The following is a 19,213-nucleotide window of genomic DNA, read 5'->3' as shown; positions in this document are numbered from 1 at the left end:
CGATTGGGGTTGACCCGATCGAGCGTAAAAATCCGTCCATGCAGGAAGCTTGCAGGCGCGAAGCGGTTTGCGGGGAGGCGAAGCGGGGCAGCGGGCTCAACGACGCCCCTCGTCGCTGCTCCCCGCGGGTCCGGCCGGCCATCCGCGCGAACGACGGGCGCCGGAGCCGCTGTCGTCACTGACGGTAGACCATCCCGCAGGCGGCGAAGCCGGCCGGGGCGGAGCCGGNGGGCGCGCTGCCGGCGGNTCGCCGTTGGCAGCGGGCTGTTGCGCCCATCCGGCGCCTGTGGTCGATGGAGGCGGCGCAACGGGGTACGCCGATGGCTGCGGCGCGAACGGCGGCCCCCACCCGAATGGCGATGCCGGGTTCGGCTGTCGCCATGAGCCGGGTTGGGTCCCCGCGGGAGGCGAGGCTTGCGCTGCCGGATTGGATTGCCAACTCGCGGATTGCCAACCCGTGGCTTGCCAACCCGTCGGCCCGGCAGACGGTGGCGGAAACGGCGGCGCAAAGGGCGGCGCAAACGGCGCCTGGCCAGGCGCGCCGGCATAAGGCGCCTGTGGTCCTGCTTGCCACGGCGGCGCGTACGGGCCGGGCTGCTGCCCCGGTTGAGCCCAACGCCCGGCGAACTGGCCGGCGCCGCGGCTGCCACGAAACAGCAGCATGCCGAGCAGACCCATTTCCGCGATCGAACTCAGGCCGAAGATTGCACTCATCGCACCGAACGACATGCCGCCGCCCATCATGCCGAGCGACAGTACCGACGGTATCGTCATCAGGCCCGCGACCACCGCCCATCGCTTTGCGTTCGGGTTGCTTTGCCACGACTGCATCAGGCCTGGCCCAGGTCCCTGGTAGTTCTGCGCGTTCGGTGGATGAGGCGCATAGGACGCATGAGGTGGATAGGGCGGATGGGGCGGATGGGGCGGCTGCGCAGGGTGCGGCTGTCCGGCCGCGCCGGATTTGTATGGGCCGGGCCCGCCGGGAAATGGCCCGCCAGCGGTAGCCGGCCCTCCGGCGCTATCAGAACCGCCATTCGCGCTCACCCCCCATTGCACCCTGTGCGCGCCACCTGCGGCCCGACCGCTTTCCGCGCGCGGCAGACCGTCAATCGGCGAATGTGAGCCCGGCTGGGCCTGAGCCCCGCCCGCACGCCGCGCACCGGGCGACGAACGGCCGTCGTCAGGGTCTGGCCGACCATATTGCCCGTACTCGATGCGCGGATCGGGTGCTTGCGCACTACCGCCAACCGGAGTCGACATGATTCCTCCTGTGCCGCCGAACGGCTCAATCAGTCGATTGTCGTTTGTTGGCGGCGGACCGGCGCTCGATCATGCGAACCCTGCACCACGCGCACGAAGCGCGCAACGTCTTACCGATCCAGCGTTTCGAGCACGGCGAACGGCACGCCCTCGGTCACGATCTCGCGATCGCCGAGCGCGCCGGTGCGCGTCGTCAGTTGCAGCATCACGTTTGGCCCGAAGCTGCGGGCGCTCGCGTTACGCTCTTTTACCTTCAGCTCCGTAGCCATCCATGTAGCCGGGTCGTCGAGAATGCGCGCGTTGCTCTGCGCGATCTGTGCCTGAAGCCTTGGGTCGCCGCCAGCCTGAGCGAGCGCTGCGTGATTGGCGTCGAGCAGCAGCGCTGCGTGCCGGCGCAGCCGGTAGCGCTGCACATAGGTCAGATTGGGGCGCTGGTTTCTGCGCACGTTCGCCAGATGCTCGTCGATGCGCTCGGCGGCTTGCGCCTCGGGGGTGGGTGCATGGGGTGCATGGGGTGCATTTGCTGCATTTGCTGCATTCGGTGCATGAGGTGCATGAGGTGCATGAGGTGCATGAGGTGCATGAGGTGCATGAGGTGCATGAGGTGCATCAGGCGCATGCACAACATCAGCCGCGCGATGCTCGTCACGCCCCGCGGGCGTCCGCCGCCGCGAGCCCGCTGCCTCGTTGCGCTGGCGCCGCGCGACGGCCTCGGCGGCAAAGAGCGCAATCAGTTCGCCGCGCGCCGCGTCGACGGCGCGCGTGTAGGTGCGTGCGTCCTGATACTCGATGTCGAGAATGGACCCGCGATGATTGAGGCGACCGTCCTCGCGCACGAGCAACAGCTTGGCCGAGCGGTTGCGTTCGCGCAGCGCCACGGTCGCGGCAGGCGCGTCGATCGAAAAGAGCCCCACGGTGTGGCGGCCTTCGGCATCCAGCGGATGAGAAAAGCCCGGCGCGATGCCGCCGCGCAACTGCCAGTGACTGCCTACGCCGACGCGGTGCTCCTCGACCTGCACGCGCCCGCTGCGCTCGACCACTTCCGCGCTCTGGCGCGAGCGCTGCCAGCCGCCGCCCGCCGACGGCCCGGTGCGCACCGACAACGGACGCGCACGCTCGCCGCTGTGTGGGTCCACGAGCGTTTCGCCGCCAAAGCTCGCTACCTTGACCGTGGCGTTCGCGTCCAGGGTGACGCCGCGTCGCCGGACCAGCGTGTGCGCGTCCGTCCAGCTGACCGACACATCCGGGTCGTCCCAGTAGCGTGACGCAAGGCGGTTCCAGACATTCTCGGGCCCGTCGCCGTGCGCTCCGGCCGATTCGTCGAACAGATGCTCGACGACGCCCGCAAGCTTCGCGCGCAGCGCTGCGTCGTCGTAGCCGCTGCCGTCGGGCAATGGCCGGCGTGCGACGCGCAGCGTGACGCCGCGCGGCTCGCTCAGTTCCCGCGCATGCAGCGTGGCGTTCGCCACGAGGCCCGCGCGCAGCGCTGTCAATGCTGTGCTCACGTCATAGCCGACGAGGAGTCCCGCGCCGACGTGGCGCATGCTCGACCTGGCGGTGCCGATGAAAATGGCCGCGCCATGCGTCGAGCGGCTGATGTCCACCACCGCCTCTCGCGTGCGCGACGCGCGCAAATCGAGGCGCGGCGAAACCGGCACGCCGTGGCCGCGCAGGACGGTTTCCACGGTCAGGTTCAGGCCGCGCGTGCTGATGCCTTGCCTGCCGCCGTCCGTGAGCCGCAGACGCTGCCCCGATTGCAGGTTCGCGGCCACGTCGAGCAGCGTCTCGCGCACGTCGTCGACATTGTTGGCGGCGCGCGCGTCCTGCTCGTGCCGTGTGGCCGTGCGCAGTTCGTTCACCGTGTGCCAGAAAGGCGCGTCGTGAGGCAGGCCGGCGACTTCGCCCCACACGGCGAGCCGCTCGACGGTGAACGGCCGTTTCGCAATCGAGCGAAACGCTCGCGTGCGTGCGAGTTGCTGCGGCGTCATCGCGAGCCAGTTGGCGGCGGCCTCGCGGGCTCGTGCGCGCACCCGCCGCGGCGCGTCGACGTGTCCTGCGGCGGCTGCGCCATCCGCGCCGGCAGACCGGGGCAGCAGCGCTTCTTCGCACAGCGCATGCGCGCGCTGGGCGATCGCTCGCAGCGCGTCGTCGTCCAGGCGGCCGGGCGCAAAGCCGCCGCGTTCCAGCCACACACAAAGCCCGGCGAGTTCCGCGAGCGACGCCTCGGGCCGCGCGTGAGCAAGCGCGGCACGCGGGCTCATCGCCGGGCTTTGCAGCAACTGCGGTAGCGCCGCTTGCAGGTGCTTGCGCACCTTCGCCTGTTCGGCGGCGATGGTCTTGCGCGGCACGCCCTGCGTGCCCAGGCGCAGCGCCGACAGCGGCGAGCCGTGCCGGCCGCGGAACATGCGCGGCAACAAGGTCTTCCAGCGCTTTTCGCCGACGCGCGGGATGGTGTTGCCGACGAAGCGGGCAAGGCGTTGTCTTGTTTGCGAGAGCTCGCTGTGGCGGCTGTCTTCGCTGAACGACTGGCGCCACGCGAACAGCGCGCCGTGCTGATCGGCGCTCAACGCGTCGCGTCCGAGTGCCAACAGGGTGGAGGCGGCATTGAAGGCGCGGGCGGGGAGCGGGGCGGCGGCTTGGTTGGGTGTGCGGATGGCAAGCGCCGGGTTTTCTCCGGTGTGGGTCGTGTGGGCCGGCGGGTTTGCGTCCGTCTGGTTCGGGTGGGCCTCGGAGTTTGCGTCGGTCTTGTTCCTGTCGGCTGCCACATTTCCGCCCGGCTGTCTCGCAGGAACCGCAAGTTGCTCGCCAGTCCTGGCCGTGTCTGCTGCGGGCGTTCCGCTCATGCGCGCGGCGAGCGCGCCGGGCGCCGGGTCGCTGGCGGCGAGCGGGTCGTCGTCGATTGCAACCGGCTCCAGTGCATTGGCGCTGGTGAGGAGGACCTCGATGGCAAAGCGCTGCAACTCATCGCGGTACGGGTTGAGCGTCGCAGCGCGCAATGCTGCAAGTATCTCGCGGCCTTCGCCGGAGCGCGCGAGCACACGCGCCGCGCGCCACGCCTCGCGTTCGGCACCGCTCTCCGAGCGACGTCGATGCGGTGCGGCGAAGTCGAGCATGCCGATGCGCTCGATCGTCAGATGCGCTGACCGGCAATCGGCCGCGCCTGCGCGGGCGAGCGCGTCGGCCAGCAATGCGCCGCGCAGCGCTACCTGGGCGTCGTCGGCTTGGGCGTCGTCAGCATGTGTGGCGTCGGCATGCGTGGCGTTGTTGCCGGGCGGCGCAGCAGTGTCCATGCGTCCAGCAGTGGCGCATAGTCGGTACAGACGGTCGGCGAGGGCTGCCCCGTCGATGGTCTGATCGACGCGGACATTGAATGGCCGCTGTGCATCGGCGGAGAGATCGGCGGGGTCGTTGAATGGCCGCTGCGCATCGGCGGAGAGATCGGCGCGGGCATTGAATGGCCGCTGCGTTTCGGCGGCGAGATCAGCGGCGACAGTGAATGCCCGCTGCGCATCGGCGGCGAGATCAGCGGGGTCGTTGAATGGCCGCTCCCCCTCGGCGGAGAGATCGGCGTGGGCATTGAATGACCGCTGCGTTTCGGCGGAGACATCGGCGGGGACATTGAAGCGCCGCTGCACATAGGCCGTGAGACCCGCTCGCGTCACGACAGCTTCGAAGCACAGCTCCTGCGATGCCGCTGCCTGCTGTTCACCGCTTTCATGCGCAGCCGACAGGCCTTGCGCGTCGCCGCCAGACTCCGACTCGGACCGGAACACCACCTGGGCCCCACGCGCACTCGACGCCGACGCGGCGCGCGCGGCCAACAGTCCCGTGTCCGCGAGCGGACCGGTTTCGCGCCGCGCATGCCGCGCGGTGTCGGCCGGCGGAAAGCGGCGCTCGCCCGGCACGTGATGCTCGGGCCCGGACGCGCTGCCATGCGTGCTGTGCTGAAACAGCGCCGTGCTCAACTCGACGCGCCGCGCGCCGACGATTCGCGCCGGCCGCGCGAGCGAAGCGCGAAACCACCCTGGCATGCGCCGCTGTATCGGCTGCACCGGCGCGGGCGCTTCCTGCTGTGGCCCCGCGCCGGGCGCGTTGTCCAGCAGACTGTCGGTGGACGAAACATCGAGCGGACGATAGCGGAACATGTCGACGCGGCAGAAGTAGACCGCGTTGCACTATGTCCTCGCAATGTGACAGCCGGATTGATGCAGCGCCGCGCGATGCGAAGCGCGGCGTCGATTTACGAATCGGCGATTTGCGGGTCCTGCGCGTGGCCATGCGCGAGCGCAAGCGCGTCCGGGCCAGTGTCGGTGCCGCCCGGCTCGAAGTCGGCATCGAGCGCTGCGTACTCGGCGAGCCAGCGTGTCGCGGGCGTGTCGTCGGGCGCCTGCAATGGGCGCGTCATCGCGTAGAGATAGCTGTCGCCGGCGAGCACGCCGAGATTCGGCCGGCACTCGTAATTGGTCAGCTTCGCTTCGAGCGTGAAGCCGAGCTTTTCCATGCTGCTGTGCGCGTCTCCATCCACGGCGCAATACGCATAAATGCGCAGAATCGGCGGCTGCGCGAGCATCCATGCAAGCAGCTTGCGCAGCGCACGCAGCCCCGCACGGCGGCGACGCGCACCGCCGCGCCGGCTGATCATTACGCCGACTTCGACGCGCGGCGGATGCGGCCGCAGTTCGATCATGCCGGTGAGGCGGCCGCTCGCGCGGTCTTCGAGAACCCAGCGGATCAGTTCGCCGCTGCGCCAGCCTTGCACGGAATCGTCGATAAACGCGAGGGTTTCGTCCAACTGCGTGTGGCGCCGGAAACTGAGGTGGCGCGTCGTCTCGGGGTCGCCGAGCATTTCGTCGAACAGCGCTTCGGCGTCGCGCGGCTCGGGCGGCCGCATCAACAGGTCCGCGGATTCGATCAGGGCAGGAAAGCGGAATGGCGACATTGGCAACCTCTACGCACGGCATGTGATGCGATTGTCGATGCACGGGCGCAACGCGCAGCGGCCGGAGCGAAGGCGCACGCGCCAATGCGAAGGTGTTGGACAACGCCGGCGCATGCATGGCCTTTAACGCGATTGCCGAGGCGCGCAGGTGTGGTGTTGCTGTCGCTATTGCTGTCGCTGTCGCTGTCGCAATCGCTGTGATGCCCCTGCGACTGCCAAAAGCCGTCCTTACCCCAGCGAACACGCATCGACGCAAACATCGCAACCCGATGCAGCGAAGATTTTGCGGACAGCATGCGCTCGCGCTTCGCTTCGCCTCACGCCATTTCGCGCGACGGGAAACGCCGCGCGCCAGCGGGCGCTAAGGTGCGTCGATGGCGGCACACGTCGGTTTGCCGCGCCGAACCTGGGAGACAGCAACCGTGAACAGCAAGGCAATTGCCGCGGGGCCGGCGACGAGCGTCGGCGGCATCGAAGGCACGCACAACCACACGACGCACGGCAAAGCTGCCGGGCGCGCGGCGCTCGTGCCGACGAGCGTGAAGCTCGCGGCGGAACTCGCGCCGCTGCGCGACATCCCACCGCCCCAAGGCCCTGTCAGATTCAGCCTGTCGCGCAAGGACGCCGACAGGCTGCCGGTTCTGCGCAGGTCGAGCGTCGTGGTGATCAAGCCGGGCGCCGCGCACGCGCGCGACGACGTCGCGTCGTCATGGGCGCGCACGTTGCCCCTTCGGCCCGTTGAGCCCGTGCGAACGCAATTCACCGGGACACCGCCAGTCACAGACAGCCCCTTCGATGCAGCGGCGGCGAGCCAGCTGCTCGCGAATCTTCAGGCGCTGGTCGAATTCACCAAGCACGTTGGCCAGGTCATTCATGGCGCGACCTGAGCTGACCGAGGCGCTGCGGCACCGCAGCGCCTCAGAGCCGCTGTCTAAAGGGCCACGCGGCTCGGGCCTGACTGTGAACGTCTGCCACTGAACCCGCCATTGAAGCCGCCTTTCGCGCCCACCTCACTTCACGCCCGCAGCCAGGTAAACTCGCCGGCGACGATCCCTTCGAACATCTCATCCGTCGACTCGATAATGCTCTTGCGCCAATAGCGGCCATGCTCGGCGTAATGCGCGAGCAGATCGGCAAGCGCGGCGCCGTCGACGTCGTGCGTCATGGGCACGCGCAGCACCAGCACGATTCCGCCGGTGTCGGTGTCGAGTCCCAGTTGCGCCTGGTCCTGCGCGTAGATCAGCAGATTGGCCTCGAGCATCAGCCGGAACACGACGAGCGTGCGGCCAGCCGTTACCGTGCCGTAATGAAAGTTGGCGTACAGCGCGTCCAGATCGTTCTCGAAGTGTTCGAGCCGCACGTCGAACCCTTCCACTTCGACGGAGCGCGTGCGCAACACGTGCTCGGCGTCCGCGAGGCCGACCGTCGCGCACAGGTCGCGCACGAGCGATGCATAGCGATCCGAACTATCGTGGGTGTCCAAGTAAAAGGCCCGCGCAACTCACAAAGGATCATACGGACGACGCAAGAAGCCGGCGCGCGGAGAACCGCGAACCGGCCGGCAAGACGTGACGCAGCCCGGCAACCAGCGGCCTGCCGCAGACCCAACGGGTAGGCCTCGCGGCGCTGCCGGTCCTCGCGAACCGGCACGCGCCGGACTGCGAAGCTTGCGCGCTAGTGCCCAGTGCCGCCCTGGATCGTCTGACCCGCGGTTTTCATGGTGTTGGCCACCGCGCCCGCCAGCGACATCTGCAGCGTGGCCTGCGCCGCGCCGATGGCCGCCGTGCTGCCTTGCGCGGCCATGCCGGTGATCGCACCCATTGCTGGACCGATAGACATAAGACCTCCTCGTTTTCCGGTTAAAAAGAAATGCTGCCCTGTGTGACAGCCAGCCGCCGCCGCACAGGGCGAGCCTCGTGCCCGGCGCTCACGCCGGTGGCGCGCCCTCAGGCCGCGCCGCGTTTGTCCGCGAGCTGACCGACGATGCGGCCGGCGGCAAGCAGGCCGCGATACAGCTTCGCCAGATCGTTGCGGTCCAACTCGGTTGCGCCATGTGCTTCGCCGACGTTTTTCGCGGTCGCTTCCAGCGCCTCGCGTATCGCGGCAAGACGCGGCCCGCCGGCGGGATCGGCGAGCGTCTTCTGCAGATCGTTGAAGTCGGCGGCGCACGCTTCGAGCGGTGCGTAAATGGTCGATGTCTGCGTCATGGGAAACCTCACTTCGGTAGCGGCAGATAAGCGGTGGTGTTCGCGGCTCGCGTCGCGGGCGAGGGCGGCGTCGCGGGAATGTCCTCGACGGGCTGCATCACGCCGCGCGCGGCGCCGCTGCGGACCAGGCCCAGGCCGTCCGACGGTGCGGGCGTGAGGGAATGCACGCCGGGCCCTTCGCCGGCACTGTCCGTCGCGCTCGTGTCGGGAGTGGCTGCGCTGTTGGCTGCAAGATTTGCCGCGCCGTTTGCGGCGTTGTTTGGCGCGCTGTTTGCCGCGTTATTGGCAGCGTTGTTTGAGGCATTGCTCGCAGCGTAGTTTGCCGCGCCGTTCGCACTGGAGCCGGCAAGACCATTCGCCGCGGCCGCGATCGCCGCCGACGAAGCCGGGTCTTCCGGCACGGTGTAGATATGCTTGACGCCGTCGGGCGTTTGACCGTAGCGCACGTCGTCAGAAGCCATCAGGAAAGAGAACGAGGGCGCCGACGGCAACGCGTCTTCCGCCTGCGCGACGTTCACACGCACGTTCTTCACGTTGTCGCTGAGATCGTGGCGCATTCGCGCAACGGCCGCCTCGACGTCGCGCGGATTGGCGGCCTTGCCGCTGATCTCGAAGACTCCGCGCCCCGCATACGTCACCTTCAGCCCCTGCATCGCGAGCGAATCGGCGATGTTGCGCACGTCGTTCTGCGCGATGTCATAGTGGCGCACGATACGGTCCGGCGAGATGCGCATCAGCATCTTGCGCACTTGCGTGTCTTCGTCGGCTGTCGCCACCATACCGCTTACGGTTACCGTCGACCCGCGCACGTGCGCATGCAGTTCCTTCATGTGTGCGGCGGCCAGTTCGAGATTGACACGCTGCGCGAGGTCGCCCGCGTCGCGCGGCAACGCGGCACGGCTCACGGCCGTCGTCAGCATGACCGAGCCGATCACCAGTACCGCACCCAGCATTGCGCAAGCGGAGACGACGCCTGTCATTTTGCGGCGGCGCGAGCGCTCGGCGGCGCGCCGCGTCTGGTCCGGCTTCACGAGCAGCGTGGAGAGCAGGTCCAGATCGCTTGGCCACGCGGCGTCGTCCGAGCCGATACAGATGACGGTATCGCCGAACTGCATCGGCACGAACTCGAGCAGGATGACGGTGCCGGGCTCCTCGTCGCTTTGCGCTGCGTGGCGCGCTCCCTGCTCGCCGTCGTGACCTTCGTTTGCGCGAATGCGTGTGCTGCTGTGTGCGTCGGTATCCGGGACGGTTTTCGGTGCGGTGTCCGGGTCGCCCTCCGCGAGCGCGACGACCGGCTGCATGCGGCGCGCACTCACCACGCCGCTTGCATCGACGACGAGCGACACGTCGTCGCCGCGCCAGTCGGAGATGCGGATATCGGCGTCGTCGTCCGCGCCGATCCGGTGAATGCCGGCGCTGAGACGCAGTTCCGCGCCGGCATGCACGCCAGTCAGGATACGCAGCAGCTTCGTCATGAAAGGCCCGTTGGAGGATGATGCGGCGTGCAGCGGCACGCCTTCGACACTCACTCTAGCCGCCGCGGGTGACCTTCCGGCACACAATGCGAAGCAGATACCAGGAAAGCGAAACCGCGCGCGCCCGTCAGGGCAAAGCGCTGCGTCGGCCGCTTTGGTCAGTCGCGTTGGGCGGCCGCGTTGTCAGCGGCGTTCATCAGCCGCGTTCATCAGCCGCTTTGGTCGGCCGCGTTGGTCAGCCGCGTTGGTCAGCCGCGTTGCGCGGCCGTCAGCGCGACGCCGCGTTGCACGATGCGTACGTTCATGGCGCGCTCGCGCATGGCCGGTGTCGAGGGCCTGCCGTAGCTGAGCAGCAGGAGCGGCATGAGCAGATTGAGCTGGCCCACGCGGGTGATTTCTTCCGTCGATGCGCCGGCTTGCGCGCCTGCCTCGCGTTCGCCCGATGCCTCGATCAGGCGCTGCCGCCATGCGCCCATGCTCGCACTGGCAGTCGCACCGCCGCTTGTACCGCCGCTTGCACTGATTTGCTGCTGCACGGCGAGCAGATCAATGAAGTGCTCGTGCAGCAGCGCATCGAGCGGCGCATGCGGACGCGCTGCGGCTTCATCGCGCAACGCAAGCAGTGTGTCGCACCACAGACGCGGCAACGTCTGCGCCATTTCCGGATTCGAACAGAGCGCCTGTGCAGCGACGTATTTTTGCAGCGCGCCCGGCGCGGGCGGCGCAATCACAGCGTGTCCACGACGCGTGCGGATCTGCGCGCGCGGCATGCCCCCGTCGCTATCGGCACCGTCACGACCGTCATGCTGCGGTTGGCCGTTACCACGGCCACCGCCTCCGCCTTCGCGTTGAATGCGCCCGGAGTGGCCGCTGTCGGCGGCATGCTCATACGCATCGTTGCCAGTCACGACGAGCGGTCGCCGCATGCCTGTGCGGCGTGCCGCATTGCGCTTGCGCGCGTTGAGCGCCGCGAGCTTGCGCGCGAGCAGCGAGCCGCGCATCGCCATCTGCTGGGTGCGGGCATAGCTGAAGGTAACGGTGCCGCGATACAGCACGGCAAAACGCGCGAGCGTGGCCTGCTGCGAACCCTCGCGCACCGCCTGTGCCTGTGCGCCGAGCGACGTGGCATGGCTGTGACTGCCGACACGCGTCATTGCGGCACCGCCGTATGCATGATTTCGTTGGCAAAGTGCAGCAGTGCCGCCGCGGAAAACGGCGCGGCGATGACGATAGCGATCGTCACCGCAATCAGCTTCACACCGTGCGACAGCGTCTGGTCCTGCATCGACGTGATCGCCTGCAGGAACGACACGCCGAGCCCCACGAGCGCGGCCACGATCACGATAGGCAGCGAGATGTACATGCATAGCAGCATGCCCTGAGTCGTGAAGCGAACGAGCGTGTCGATGTCCATGTGCCGGTTGTCCCGAGTGGTTCGCGCGCGGGCCGCGCTAGCGATAGGTCATCACGAGGCCGTGAATCAGCGTGGACCAGCCGTCCATGACGACGAACAGCAGCAGCTTGAACGGAATGGCCACGTTGGTCGGCGTCACCTGGTTCAGACCCATCGCGAGCAGCACATTCGCGATGATCAGGTCGATGACGATAAAGGCAATGTAAAGCAGAAAGCCGATCTTGAAGGCGTCGGTGAGTTCGGTGAGCGTGAACGCAGGCGCGAGCACGATCAGGTCGTTCTCATGCAGGCTCGACGCGGCTTCTTTGGGCCACACCACGTTTGCCGAGCGGATAAAAAAGCGCTTCTCGCGTTCGTTGGTGTGCTTCTGCAGGAATGTGCGGAACGGCTCGCGCGCCGCGCTGAACACCTGGATCAGCGCCTGGGTCGGCTGGCCGGCAATCGCCTGACCCTGCATCGACTGCATGGCCTGCATGCCGACCGGGGCCATCACATAGATCGATACGAGAATCGCCACGCCGTTGAGCACCATGTTGGGCGGCACCTGCTGCACGCCGAGCGCATTGCGCAACAGGCCGAGCACGACGACGATCTTCGCGTACGAGGTGACGACCATCGCGACGAATGGGACCAGGCTGATCGCGACAATGACGATCAGCAGCCCGGTTATGTCACTGAACTGGACCATCGCCGTGCGCCATGCGCAGGATGCGAATGCCGAGATGATCGCCCACGGTCACGAGTTCGCCATAGCCAATGGTCTGCCCGTGCGTGACCAGTTTGAGCTGTGCTTCGGCAACCGGGGTCGGCAGTTCGAGCACATAGCCGGGACGCAGCGCATAGAGTTGCGAGAGCGGCAACGCGACCGTGTCGACTTCGAACTGGACGGGCAGATCGAGTTCGCCGATCTCGATCGGACTCGAATGTTGATCTGGGGCGAGCAGGTCGTCAGGGCGAACGGGGTCCAGCTCATCGGTCATGATGGGCTCCTTCGTGAGTGAAAGCCTGCGGCCTTCCATGTTGACTTGCGCGTGCACGCGCATCAGGCCGGGCGAGCCCCAGGCCACGGTGGCGCTTGCGGGCTCCGGAAGCGGCGCGGCGTGGCCCGTGGCAGCGGGGGCGGCGCCGGCTTCATCGACATGCCGGCCACCGCTGCCCGGCAGCAGCGCGCGCAAACTGGCGGGCAGCGAACGCAGCAGCACGTCGCCCGCTTCGAGGGCGCGCAATGTGTCGACGGGCAGGCGCCGCGCACCGAGTATCAGGCGACCCGGCACCATGCAATCGGCAAACGCAGGCGCTATGTCGGTCACTTGCGATGCGGTGTGCGCCGCGAATGTACCGGCCGCATGACGGGCTGAATGACGGGCCGAATGCGCGGCCTGCAGGGCTTCGAGCGCATCAACCACGGGCGCCGTGAGCAGCACGCGCGCGCGATGCCATGTTCCGTCGAGCGAGAAAGTGACGCTGAACGCAGCGCAATCTTGCGTATTCGTCTTATCGAACACGTGCGGTTTGCCGCGCGCAAGCTGCGTGACGCGCATGCCTGCAAGGCCGAGCGCTTCAAGACGCTTGAGCAGCGGTTCGAGCAGTACACCGGCGACTGCAATGCGCAACGCGCGCGCCGTGTCGCCGGGCGTGGCCGGCCGCGAACCGTCGGGCAGTGCGGCGATGTCGAGCGCGGGGTACTCAGCCAGATCGAACAGCACGCAAACCGGGCCGGCCGGGTGAGCCAGATGGAGCACGCCCGGTTGTTCGAAGGAGGCGCTGCTGCTGTCGAATGACGCTTCAAGCGTGGCTTGCCATGCCGCGACGGCGAGTTCGCGTTCGAGGCGCCGCGCAGTGCCTGCGTTGCACACGAGCCTCGCCACGCGCGCGGCCAGCGGCTGGACGGCGCGAAGCGGCAGAGCGGAGATCGGCGCGGTAGGCGTAGAGGCTATTGCGGTGTGTGCAGTGCCGGGCGATACGTGGGGCAATGTGGTTTGCGCGGCTGTGCCGGCGGTGGCCTCATGCTTCGCGCGCGCTATGGCTATGGCGCGGTGTCCACTGGCGGCGTCGGCTTCGCTCACGCCGCCAATATGGTCAAGTTCGCGAACCTCGTCGGCATCGCCAATTTCTTTAACCTGTAGAGCGGCTTGCCCAACGCCATGCGCTGCGTCATGCGTCGCCGCGTGTTCGGCGGCAGCCTCCATCCCTCGCAGTTCGGCGGTCGAATAAGCCATGCGGCGTCGGTTCAAGGATGCGGCCAGCGTCGGCCTGGATAAACGATGGACGGCGCGCTCACCACACCGTCAGCTCGATGTCGCGCGGCGTGCCCCACGCGTGCAGCAGCGCAGCGAGCTCGCGTTCGAGCATCGCACTGTGGTCGAAGAGTAACTGGCGCGTTTCGATACCCCGCGTGTCGAACCGAAGCGACAACCAGAAACGCGAAAGAGAGAGATAAAGCGTGGTGTCCGGAAGGATGCGCTCGTCGAGCGCCATGCGCACTTCCCAGTTGCCGGCCTCACCGATCGCCGGGTCGGCGCAGAAGGCCGCGACCTCGCGCGCGAGCGAGCGCGCCAGTTCGAGAAAATGGCCTTGCGTGCGAAACAGGGCGTCGACGGCGGGCATCGTCGCCGCCGGCAAACGCTGCAAGAGCGCGTCGTGCGCGGCGAGCGCCGCTTCGGATGCGCGTGCGCCTTCGCCTGCCGTCGCGGCTTCCGTGTCGGCGCTCGAGTCGCGCGCTTGTCCGTCGTCGAACTCGCGCTCATGTGCGGTGTCTTTACTGCCGCCCGCTGTGCCAGCCACACGGTCGGCCTGCGCCGCGTCTGCCGCTTCGCTTGAGCACACCTGCGCGCGCGGCGAGCGCGTGCGGCGAACCAGCGCCGCGTAATCGAAACGCCGCGCGCGCGCAGTGCCGTCGGCCGGACGCTGTTCGGAATCCGCAGGAATGATGCGCAGCGGCCGCGATTCGATGAGGGTCATGAGCGTGAATGTGGCAGGAATGCCGCGGCTAGATCGTCACGCGGCCAAGCGGCTGCAACTCGACGTGCTCGCCCAGTTCCTGATACGAGTAGACGGCGAGCCAGCCAAGGCGCGCCTCGATCATACGGCGCACATAACGGCGAATATCCATCGAGGTGACGAGCGCGACGCCGTCACGCGGCGTATCTCCAACAAAAGACTGAATGCGGTCGATCAGAAAGCCCACTTCGTCCGGCGGCAGCGCAAGAAAGTTGCCGGTCGGCGTCTGCTTGATCGCCTGACGGATGTGCTGTTCAACTGGAAGATCGAACAGTACCGCGGGTAATTGCCGGCCCGCGCCCGCCGCGCGATGCGCGAGAAAGCGCGCGAGGTCGCCGCGCACGTATTCGGTCAGCATGAGCATGTCCTTTTCCTTCGCGCCCCAAACGACCAGGCTTTCCAGAATATTGCGGACGTTGCGAATCGGAATCTGTTCTTCGAGCAGGCGCCGTAGCACGTCGGCGATACGCTGCGGCGGCAGGACTTTCTGCACCTCGGCGACAAGGCCCGGATATTCGGCGTTCTGCTGATCGAGTATCCATTGCACCTCCTGAATGCCGAGAAAGAGCGATGCGTGCTTGCGCAGCATCGCCACCGACGCGTGCGCGATGACCTGCTCCGCGCGCCACGCCGCTTGTTTGGGCGGCAGGCTCTTTTCGTCGAGCCACCACGTGGGGCCGGGGCCGCCGTCGAGTCCCCGGCGTTTTTCCGCGCGGGCGTCGCCGCGCGCGGCGAGCGCTTCGGCGTCGGCGCGAGCCGCCTCGTGCGAGCCGGTGAGCGCCGGGTCGGGCAGCATCACCTTGCCAGGCGGCAATTCGATCGCACAGTACGGCACGTCGTGCATCAGCAGTTCGCAGCTCGAAGCGGGTAGCGCGTCGCTCGTCCACATGGTGATGCCTGGAAACGGCAAGCCGAGATATTCCTGCAGACGTGCGCGTTCCGTTTCGAACGAGCGGTCGAGCGCGGTGGTCGACAGGCGCGCCACCAGGTCGGGCGAAATGCGCACGCCGAGCGGACAGGTGAATTGCGGCGCACGCGTGAGGATGGCCGGTGTCTCGGCCTTCGAGCCGGCGCGCTGCATTGCATTGACGGCTTCGCCGGCATGCGTGGTCGCCGCGGGCTTGCTCTTGCCGAGCCGGTAGCCGCAGAAGGCGAGAATTGCCGCCAGCAGCAAAAACAGCGCGCTCGGAAAGCCCGGCACGGCGGCGAAGCCGAGCAGCAGCAAGCTCGCGAAGTAGAGTGCGCGGGCGCTCGCCGACAACTGCCGGCCGATCTCGTCGCCAAGCGAGAGGGGGCGCGCGTCGCGCTCGTCGGAAACACGCGTGATCATCACGCCCGCGGCGACCGAGAGCAGCAGCGACGGAATCTGCGAAACCATCGCGTCGCCGACCGAGAGAATCGAGAAACGGTTTGCCGCTTCGCCGGCCGACATCTCGTGATACGCGACACCTACTGCAATGCCCGCGATGATGTTGATCAGGGTGATGATGAGCCCGGCCACCGCATCGCCCTTGACGAACTTCATGGCGCCGTCCATGCCGCCGTGCAACTGGCTTTCGACGGCGAGCGTCGCGCGCTTGCGGCGTGCCTCTTCGGGCGTGAGCAGGTTCGCGCGCAGATCGGCGTCGATACTCATCTGCTTGCCGGGCAACGCGTCGAGCGTGAAGCGCGCGCCGACCTCGGCCACGCGTTCCGAGCCTTTCGCGATCACGATGAACTGCACCGTCGTGATGATTACGAACACGACCATGCCGACCACGAGGTTGCCGCCCACCACCAGTTCGCCGAAACTTTCGATGATATTGCCCGCATCCGCGTGCAGCAGAATCGATTTGGTCGACGCGATGTTCAGCGAAAGCCGGTACAGCGTGGTGAAAAGCAGCAGCGAGGGAAACACCGAAAGCGACACCACGTTCGGCACGTACATGGTCACCATCAGCAACGTCACGCTGATCGTGATGTTGATGGCAAGCAGAATGTCGATCAGAAACGGCGGCAGCGGCAGAATCATCAGCGAGATGATGGCGACCACCAGCAACGCAATGCCGATCTCACCGCCAGCGGGTAACTTAAGTGTCTTGAACATCGCGGCTCCCGAAGTTGTGGTCCTCGCGCTCCTCGATTCGGCGCGCGCCGATTGCATCGACCCAGCGCAGGATCGCAGCGACCGTTTCGAACAGTTCCTGCGGGATCGGCTCGTCGATTCCAACCTTGTAAAGCGCACGCGCGACGGGCGGGTTGCCGATGATCGGCACATTGGCGTCGCGCGCAAAGCGCCGCAGTTGCGCCGCGCTTTCGTCCATGCCGCGCGCGATCACCAGCGGCAGCGGATGCTCGGCCGGCGCATAACGGACCGCTACCGCATAGTGCGTCGGGTTGACGATCAGCGCATTCGCGAAGCCGACGCGTTGCGCGGGCGCGGCCGAGGTCGCGAACTCGCGTGCGAGCTTCTTGCGTTCGGCCTTGATTTTCGGGTCGCCGTCCATCTGCTTGCGTTCGCGCTTGACTTCGTCTTTCGACATCTTCAGCTTGCGCAGAAACAGCACCTGTTGCAGCTTCACGTCGACCACTCCGATCACGATGAATACCGCCACCGCGACGGCACACAGTTTGACGAGCAGCGACCAGAACAGCCTGGACAGTTCCGGCAGCGGCTGATAAAGCGAACCGACGATCAACGGCAGGATCCACTTGATCGTGAACCACATCACCGCGCCGATGATGGCCGCCTTGACGATCATCTTCACGAGGTCGATTACCGTGCGCCACGAAAAGATCCGCTTGACACCGTCCACGGGGCTGACGTGCTTGAGATCGGGTACGACCGGCTTGGTCGCGATCTGAAAGCCCACCTGCGGCATCAAGGCGGCCACTGCGGCGAGCGCCGCGGCGCCTACGCATGGCACGATCACGATCAGCGCCTCTTTGCCGAGGTCGAACAGCTTGCCGAGCATGAGCGGCTGATCGTGACTGCCCGACACGAATTCAAGCGCGATATTCACAATGGAGCGCAGCGCGCCGCCAAAGTGCGCTGCCGCGAACGCGAGCACGCCGAGCACCGCGGCCATCGTCGCGGCGTCGACCAGATCGGTGCTCTTCGACGTCTCGCCGTCCTTGCGCGTGTCGCGCAGCCGCTTGTCGGTGGGCTGCTCGGTTTTCTCTTCGCTCATGACCTTCCGCTCGTCACCGCATGCGCCGCGCTCCGCCGCGTGTGATGCTGATACGCGACGCCCATGCCTTCGTAGCCCGACGGTAGCGGGCCGCTCGCCGGGGGGCGCAGCGAATGCGAAGCCTGCGTGTGGGAAGCGAAGCGAGGCGGCTCGGCAGCAGGTGAGCCGGGTGGGGGAGGGGCTTTGCGGCTTTGCCGCTTTGCGGATAGCGGATAGCGGATAGCGGATAGCGGATAGCGGATAGCGGATAGCGGATAGCGGATAGCGGCATAGCGGATAGCGGATAGCGGATAGCGGCATAGCGAGGCATGTGTGTATCGCTGCGGCCACCGCATACCCTCGTTTTGGCAAGGCCACGCGGCCATCAGTGCGCCACACCGTCCGCCCCCGCCACTCGCGCTTCGCATACATCACGCTCGCTTCGTATCGCGCATGTGCCCGAGCGCGCCGGACGGTATCCTGGTGCATCGCTGCGCGCCGCGTGCCGATGCCTCGATCGGCGTCGCGCCACAGTGCTTCGTCGACCAGTCCATCAGCAGGAGTTCTCGCCATGAGTACCGCCACGCCGGATTACCTCAACTGCAGTCAGGCCATAGTGGGCGGTCTGATCGACACGCTGTCCTGCGCGCTGCTCAACAATTTTCCGACGCTCGAAGCAGATCCCTACGACATCGAACTGACACTCGACGCGCTGCGTCTGTTGCGCCCGCGCATGGCCGAGCTCGACACGATGGAAGCCGTGCTCTACATGCAGCGCGGCCATTGGGATGACGCGATCCGCGTGTTCTCGCGCGTGATCGAGGGCGCGCCGCATTTCTCGTATGCGAAGGCGCTGCTGGCGTTCTGTCTTTCGGTAAAAGGCGATGCGGGTTGGCGCCAATGGGCGAGCGAGGCCCTTGCGCAAAATCCGGATCGCGACACGCGTCAACTCGTGCGGGCGCTGGAAGCACGCGACGATCTGCGCGAGGCGATCCGCGTGTATCGCAACGGCGGCACCTTCGAAGTGCCGCTGTCGATCACCGCGCTCAACGACGAGTTGCCGCAGGAGCCGCCCGTCGTCACGACGCCGCCTCCGCCGGCCGCTCACCACGAGGCGCTCGCACAGCAGGGGTACTTGCGCATCTGAATCGGCGCATTTGAATCGGCACGCTTGAATCAACGTGTTCGCATCCCGGTGTTCGAATCAGCGCATTCGAATAAGCACGTTGGAATCAGCACATTTGAGCCGGCGTGTCTTTGTTAGCGCATTCAAGTCAGTGCACGTGCATTGGCACATCAGTTCAGCACATTTCGGGTCGGGCGATGCCGCGCTGCGGCGTCGCCCGAAACCATCCACGGCAAGAGGCTCACCATGGCACTTTCTGTCACCAACCAGCAGATTGCGGCCGCGCTGCAGGCGGCCGCGCCGGCGGCGGGCGGCGACGCGTCGCTGCAACAGGCCGGAGACCGCTTCAAGGCGATGATGCAGAACCCGCGCATGGCGCCGCCCAATCGCGGCGACGACATGAGCAACAACGTGATCGCGCAGATGGCGGCGTCGCAGGACGCGGAGATCCAGAGGTCGGTGAACGACGTGGTCGCGCTGTCCAGCCAGGCGAACAGCATGTCGGTGCAGGAGATGACCGCGGCCGCAATGAAGGCGACGCTCGAACTCGCGAGCACGCAGCTCGACATGGAGGCCAAGATGGGCGTGGTCAACTCGTCGAAGTCGTCGGTCGAAACGTTGATGAAGAATCAATAGGCCATGC

Annotated in this window: 16 protein-coding genes; 3 read left to right on the top strand and 13 right to left on the bottom strand. The window is 66.9% G+C overall.

Annotated elements, in window-relative coordinates; genetic code table 11:
• Positions 1–1,370 precede the first annotated feature (1,370 nt).
• Both F757_RS36455 and F757_RS0105355 read right to left on the bottom strand, forming a co-directional pair.
• Entirely contained in the window at positions 1,371–5,405 is a 4,035-nt protein-coding gene (locus F757_RS36455) for a hypothetical protein (protein WP_027210520.1), read from the bottom strand.
• 95 nt (positions 5,406–5,500) lie between these two features.
• A complete protein-coding gene (locus tag F757_RS0105355) occupies positions 5,501–6,199 on the bottom strand; it encodes a GNAT family N-acetyltransferase (protein ID WP_027210519.1) in 699 nt (232 codons plus the stop codon).
• A gap of 422 nt (positions 6,200–6,621) precedes the next feature.
• Here F757_RS0105355 and F757_RS0105350 point away from each other — a divergent pair, with 422 nt between their 5' ends.
• Complete coding sequence (locus F757_RS0105350) at positions 6,622–7,086, top strand: hypothetical protein (protein ID WP_232221359.1); 465 nt, start codon at positions 6,622–6,624, stop codon at positions 7,084–7,086.
• Positions 7,087–7,214: 128 nt separating this feature from the next.
• Here the strand turns inward: F757_RS0105350 and F757_RS0105345 are convergent, their stop codons facing one another.
• From F757_RS0105345 to sctU, 11 genes are all read right to left on the bottom strand, one after another.
• Positions 7,215–7,682, bottom strand: a complete 468-nt coding sequence (locus F757_RS0105345) for a CesT family type III secretion system chaperone (protein WP_027210517.1) — start codon at positions 7,680–7,682, stop codon at positions 7,215–7,217.
• Between the two features lie 191 nt (positions 7,683–7,873).
• Complete coding sequence (locus F757_RS36065; RefSeq protein ID WP_006047110.1) at positions 7,874–8,038, bottom strand: hypothetical protein; 165 nt, start codon at positions 8,036–8,038, stop codon at positions 7,874–7,876.
• 107 nt (positions 8,039–8,145) lie between these two features.
• Positions 8,146–8,406 (bottom strand): hypothetical protein, encoded by a 261-nt coding sequence (locus tag F757_RS0105335; RefSeq protein WP_051376676.1) that lies wholly within the window; start codon positions 8,404–8,406, stop codon positions 8,146–8,148.
• An 8-nt stretch (positions 8,407–8,414) separates the two neighbouring features.
• Positions 8,415–9,881 (bottom strand): secretion protein, encoded by a 1,467-nt coding sequence (locus F757_RS0105330; RefSeq protein ID WP_027210516.1) that lies wholly within the window; start codon positions 9,879–9,881, stop codon positions 8,415–8,417.
• Positions 9,882–10,129: 248 nt separating this feature from the next.
• The gene (locus tag F757_RS0105325; RefSeq protein WP_027210515.1) at positions 10,130–11,035 is read right to left on the bottom strand and encodes a hypothetical protein; all 906 of its coding nucleotides are present in this window, start codon (positions 11,033–11,035) and stop codon (positions 10,130–10,132) included.
• Entirely contained in the window at positions 11,032–11,295 is a 264-nt protein-coding gene (gene sctS / locus F757_RS0105320; RefSeq protein WP_013341121.1) for a type III secretion system export apparatus subunit SctS, read from the bottom strand. The genes F757_RS0105325 and sctS overlap by 4 nt, the downstream gene beginning before the upstream one ends.
• A gap of 37 nt (positions 11,296–11,332) precedes the next feature.
• The gene (gene sctR / locus F757_RS0105315) at positions 11,333–11,983 is read right to left on the bottom strand and encodes a type III secretion system export apparatus subunit SctR (RefSeq protein ID WP_013341120.1); all 651 of its coding nucleotides are present in this window, start codon (positions 11,981–11,983) and stop codon (positions 11,333–11,335) included.
• Positions 11,967–13,514, bottom strand: a complete 1,548-nt coding sequence (gene sctQ / locus F757_RS0105310; RefSeq protein WP_027210514.1) for a type III secretion system cytoplasmic ring protein SctQ — start codon at positions 13,512–13,514, stop codon at positions 11,967–11,969. The genes sctR and sctQ overlap by 17 nt, the downstream gene beginning before the upstream one ends.
• Before the next feature lie 58 nt (positions 13,515–13,572).
• Positions 13,573–14,256 carry a type III secretion system protein SctP gene (gene sctP, locus F757_RS0105305; RefSeq protein WP_027210513.1) on the bottom strand — a complete coding sequence of 228 codons (684 nt, stop codon included), beginning with the start codon at positions 14,254–14,256 and terminating at the stop codon, positions 13,573–13,575.
• 28 nt (positions 14,257–14,284) lie between these two features.
• Positions 14,285–16,381 (bottom strand): type III secretion system export apparatus subunit SctV, encoded by a 2,097-nt coding sequence (gene sctV / locus F757_RS0105300; protein ID WP_027210512.1) that lies wholly within the window; start codon positions 16,379–16,381, stop codon positions 14,285–14,287.
• Positions 16,365–17,465 (bottom strand): type III secretion system export apparatus subunit SctU, encoded by a 1,101-nt coding sequence (gene sctU, locus F757_RS0105295; RefSeq protein ID WP_027210511.1) that lies wholly within the window; start codon positions 17,463–17,465, stop codon positions 16,365–16,367. Before sctU ends, sctV begins: the two co-directional genes overlap by 17 nt.
• 550 nt (positions 17,466–18,015) lie before the next feature.
• On the opposite strand from sctU, the gene F757_RS0105290 reads away from it, so the two are divergent.
• Positions 18,016–18,591 carry an HrpB1 family type III secretion system apparatus protein gene (locus tag F757_RS0105290; protein WP_027210510.1) on the top strand — a complete coding sequence of 192 codons (576 nt, stop codon included), beginning with the start codon at positions 18,016–18,018 and terminating at the stop codon, positions 18,589–18,591.
• A 225-nt stretch (positions 18,592–18,816) separates the two neighbouring features.
• Positions 18,817–19,206, top strand: a complete 390-nt coding sequence (locus tag F757_RS0105285) for a type III secretion protein HrpB2 (RefSeq protein WP_027210509.1) — start codon at positions 18,817–18,819, stop codon at positions 19,204–19,206.
• The last annotated feature ends 7 nt before the right edge of the window (positions 19,207–19,213 follow it).

The organism is Burkholderia sp. WSM2232 (assembly GCF_000472545.1).
Taxonomy (GTDB): Bacteria; Pseudomonadota; Gammaproteobacteria; order Burkholderiales; family Burkholderiaceae; genus Paraburkholderia.
The sequence above is the reverse complement of the archived record's forward strand: the minus strand, read 5'-3'. Positions and strand labels throughout refer to the sequence as shown.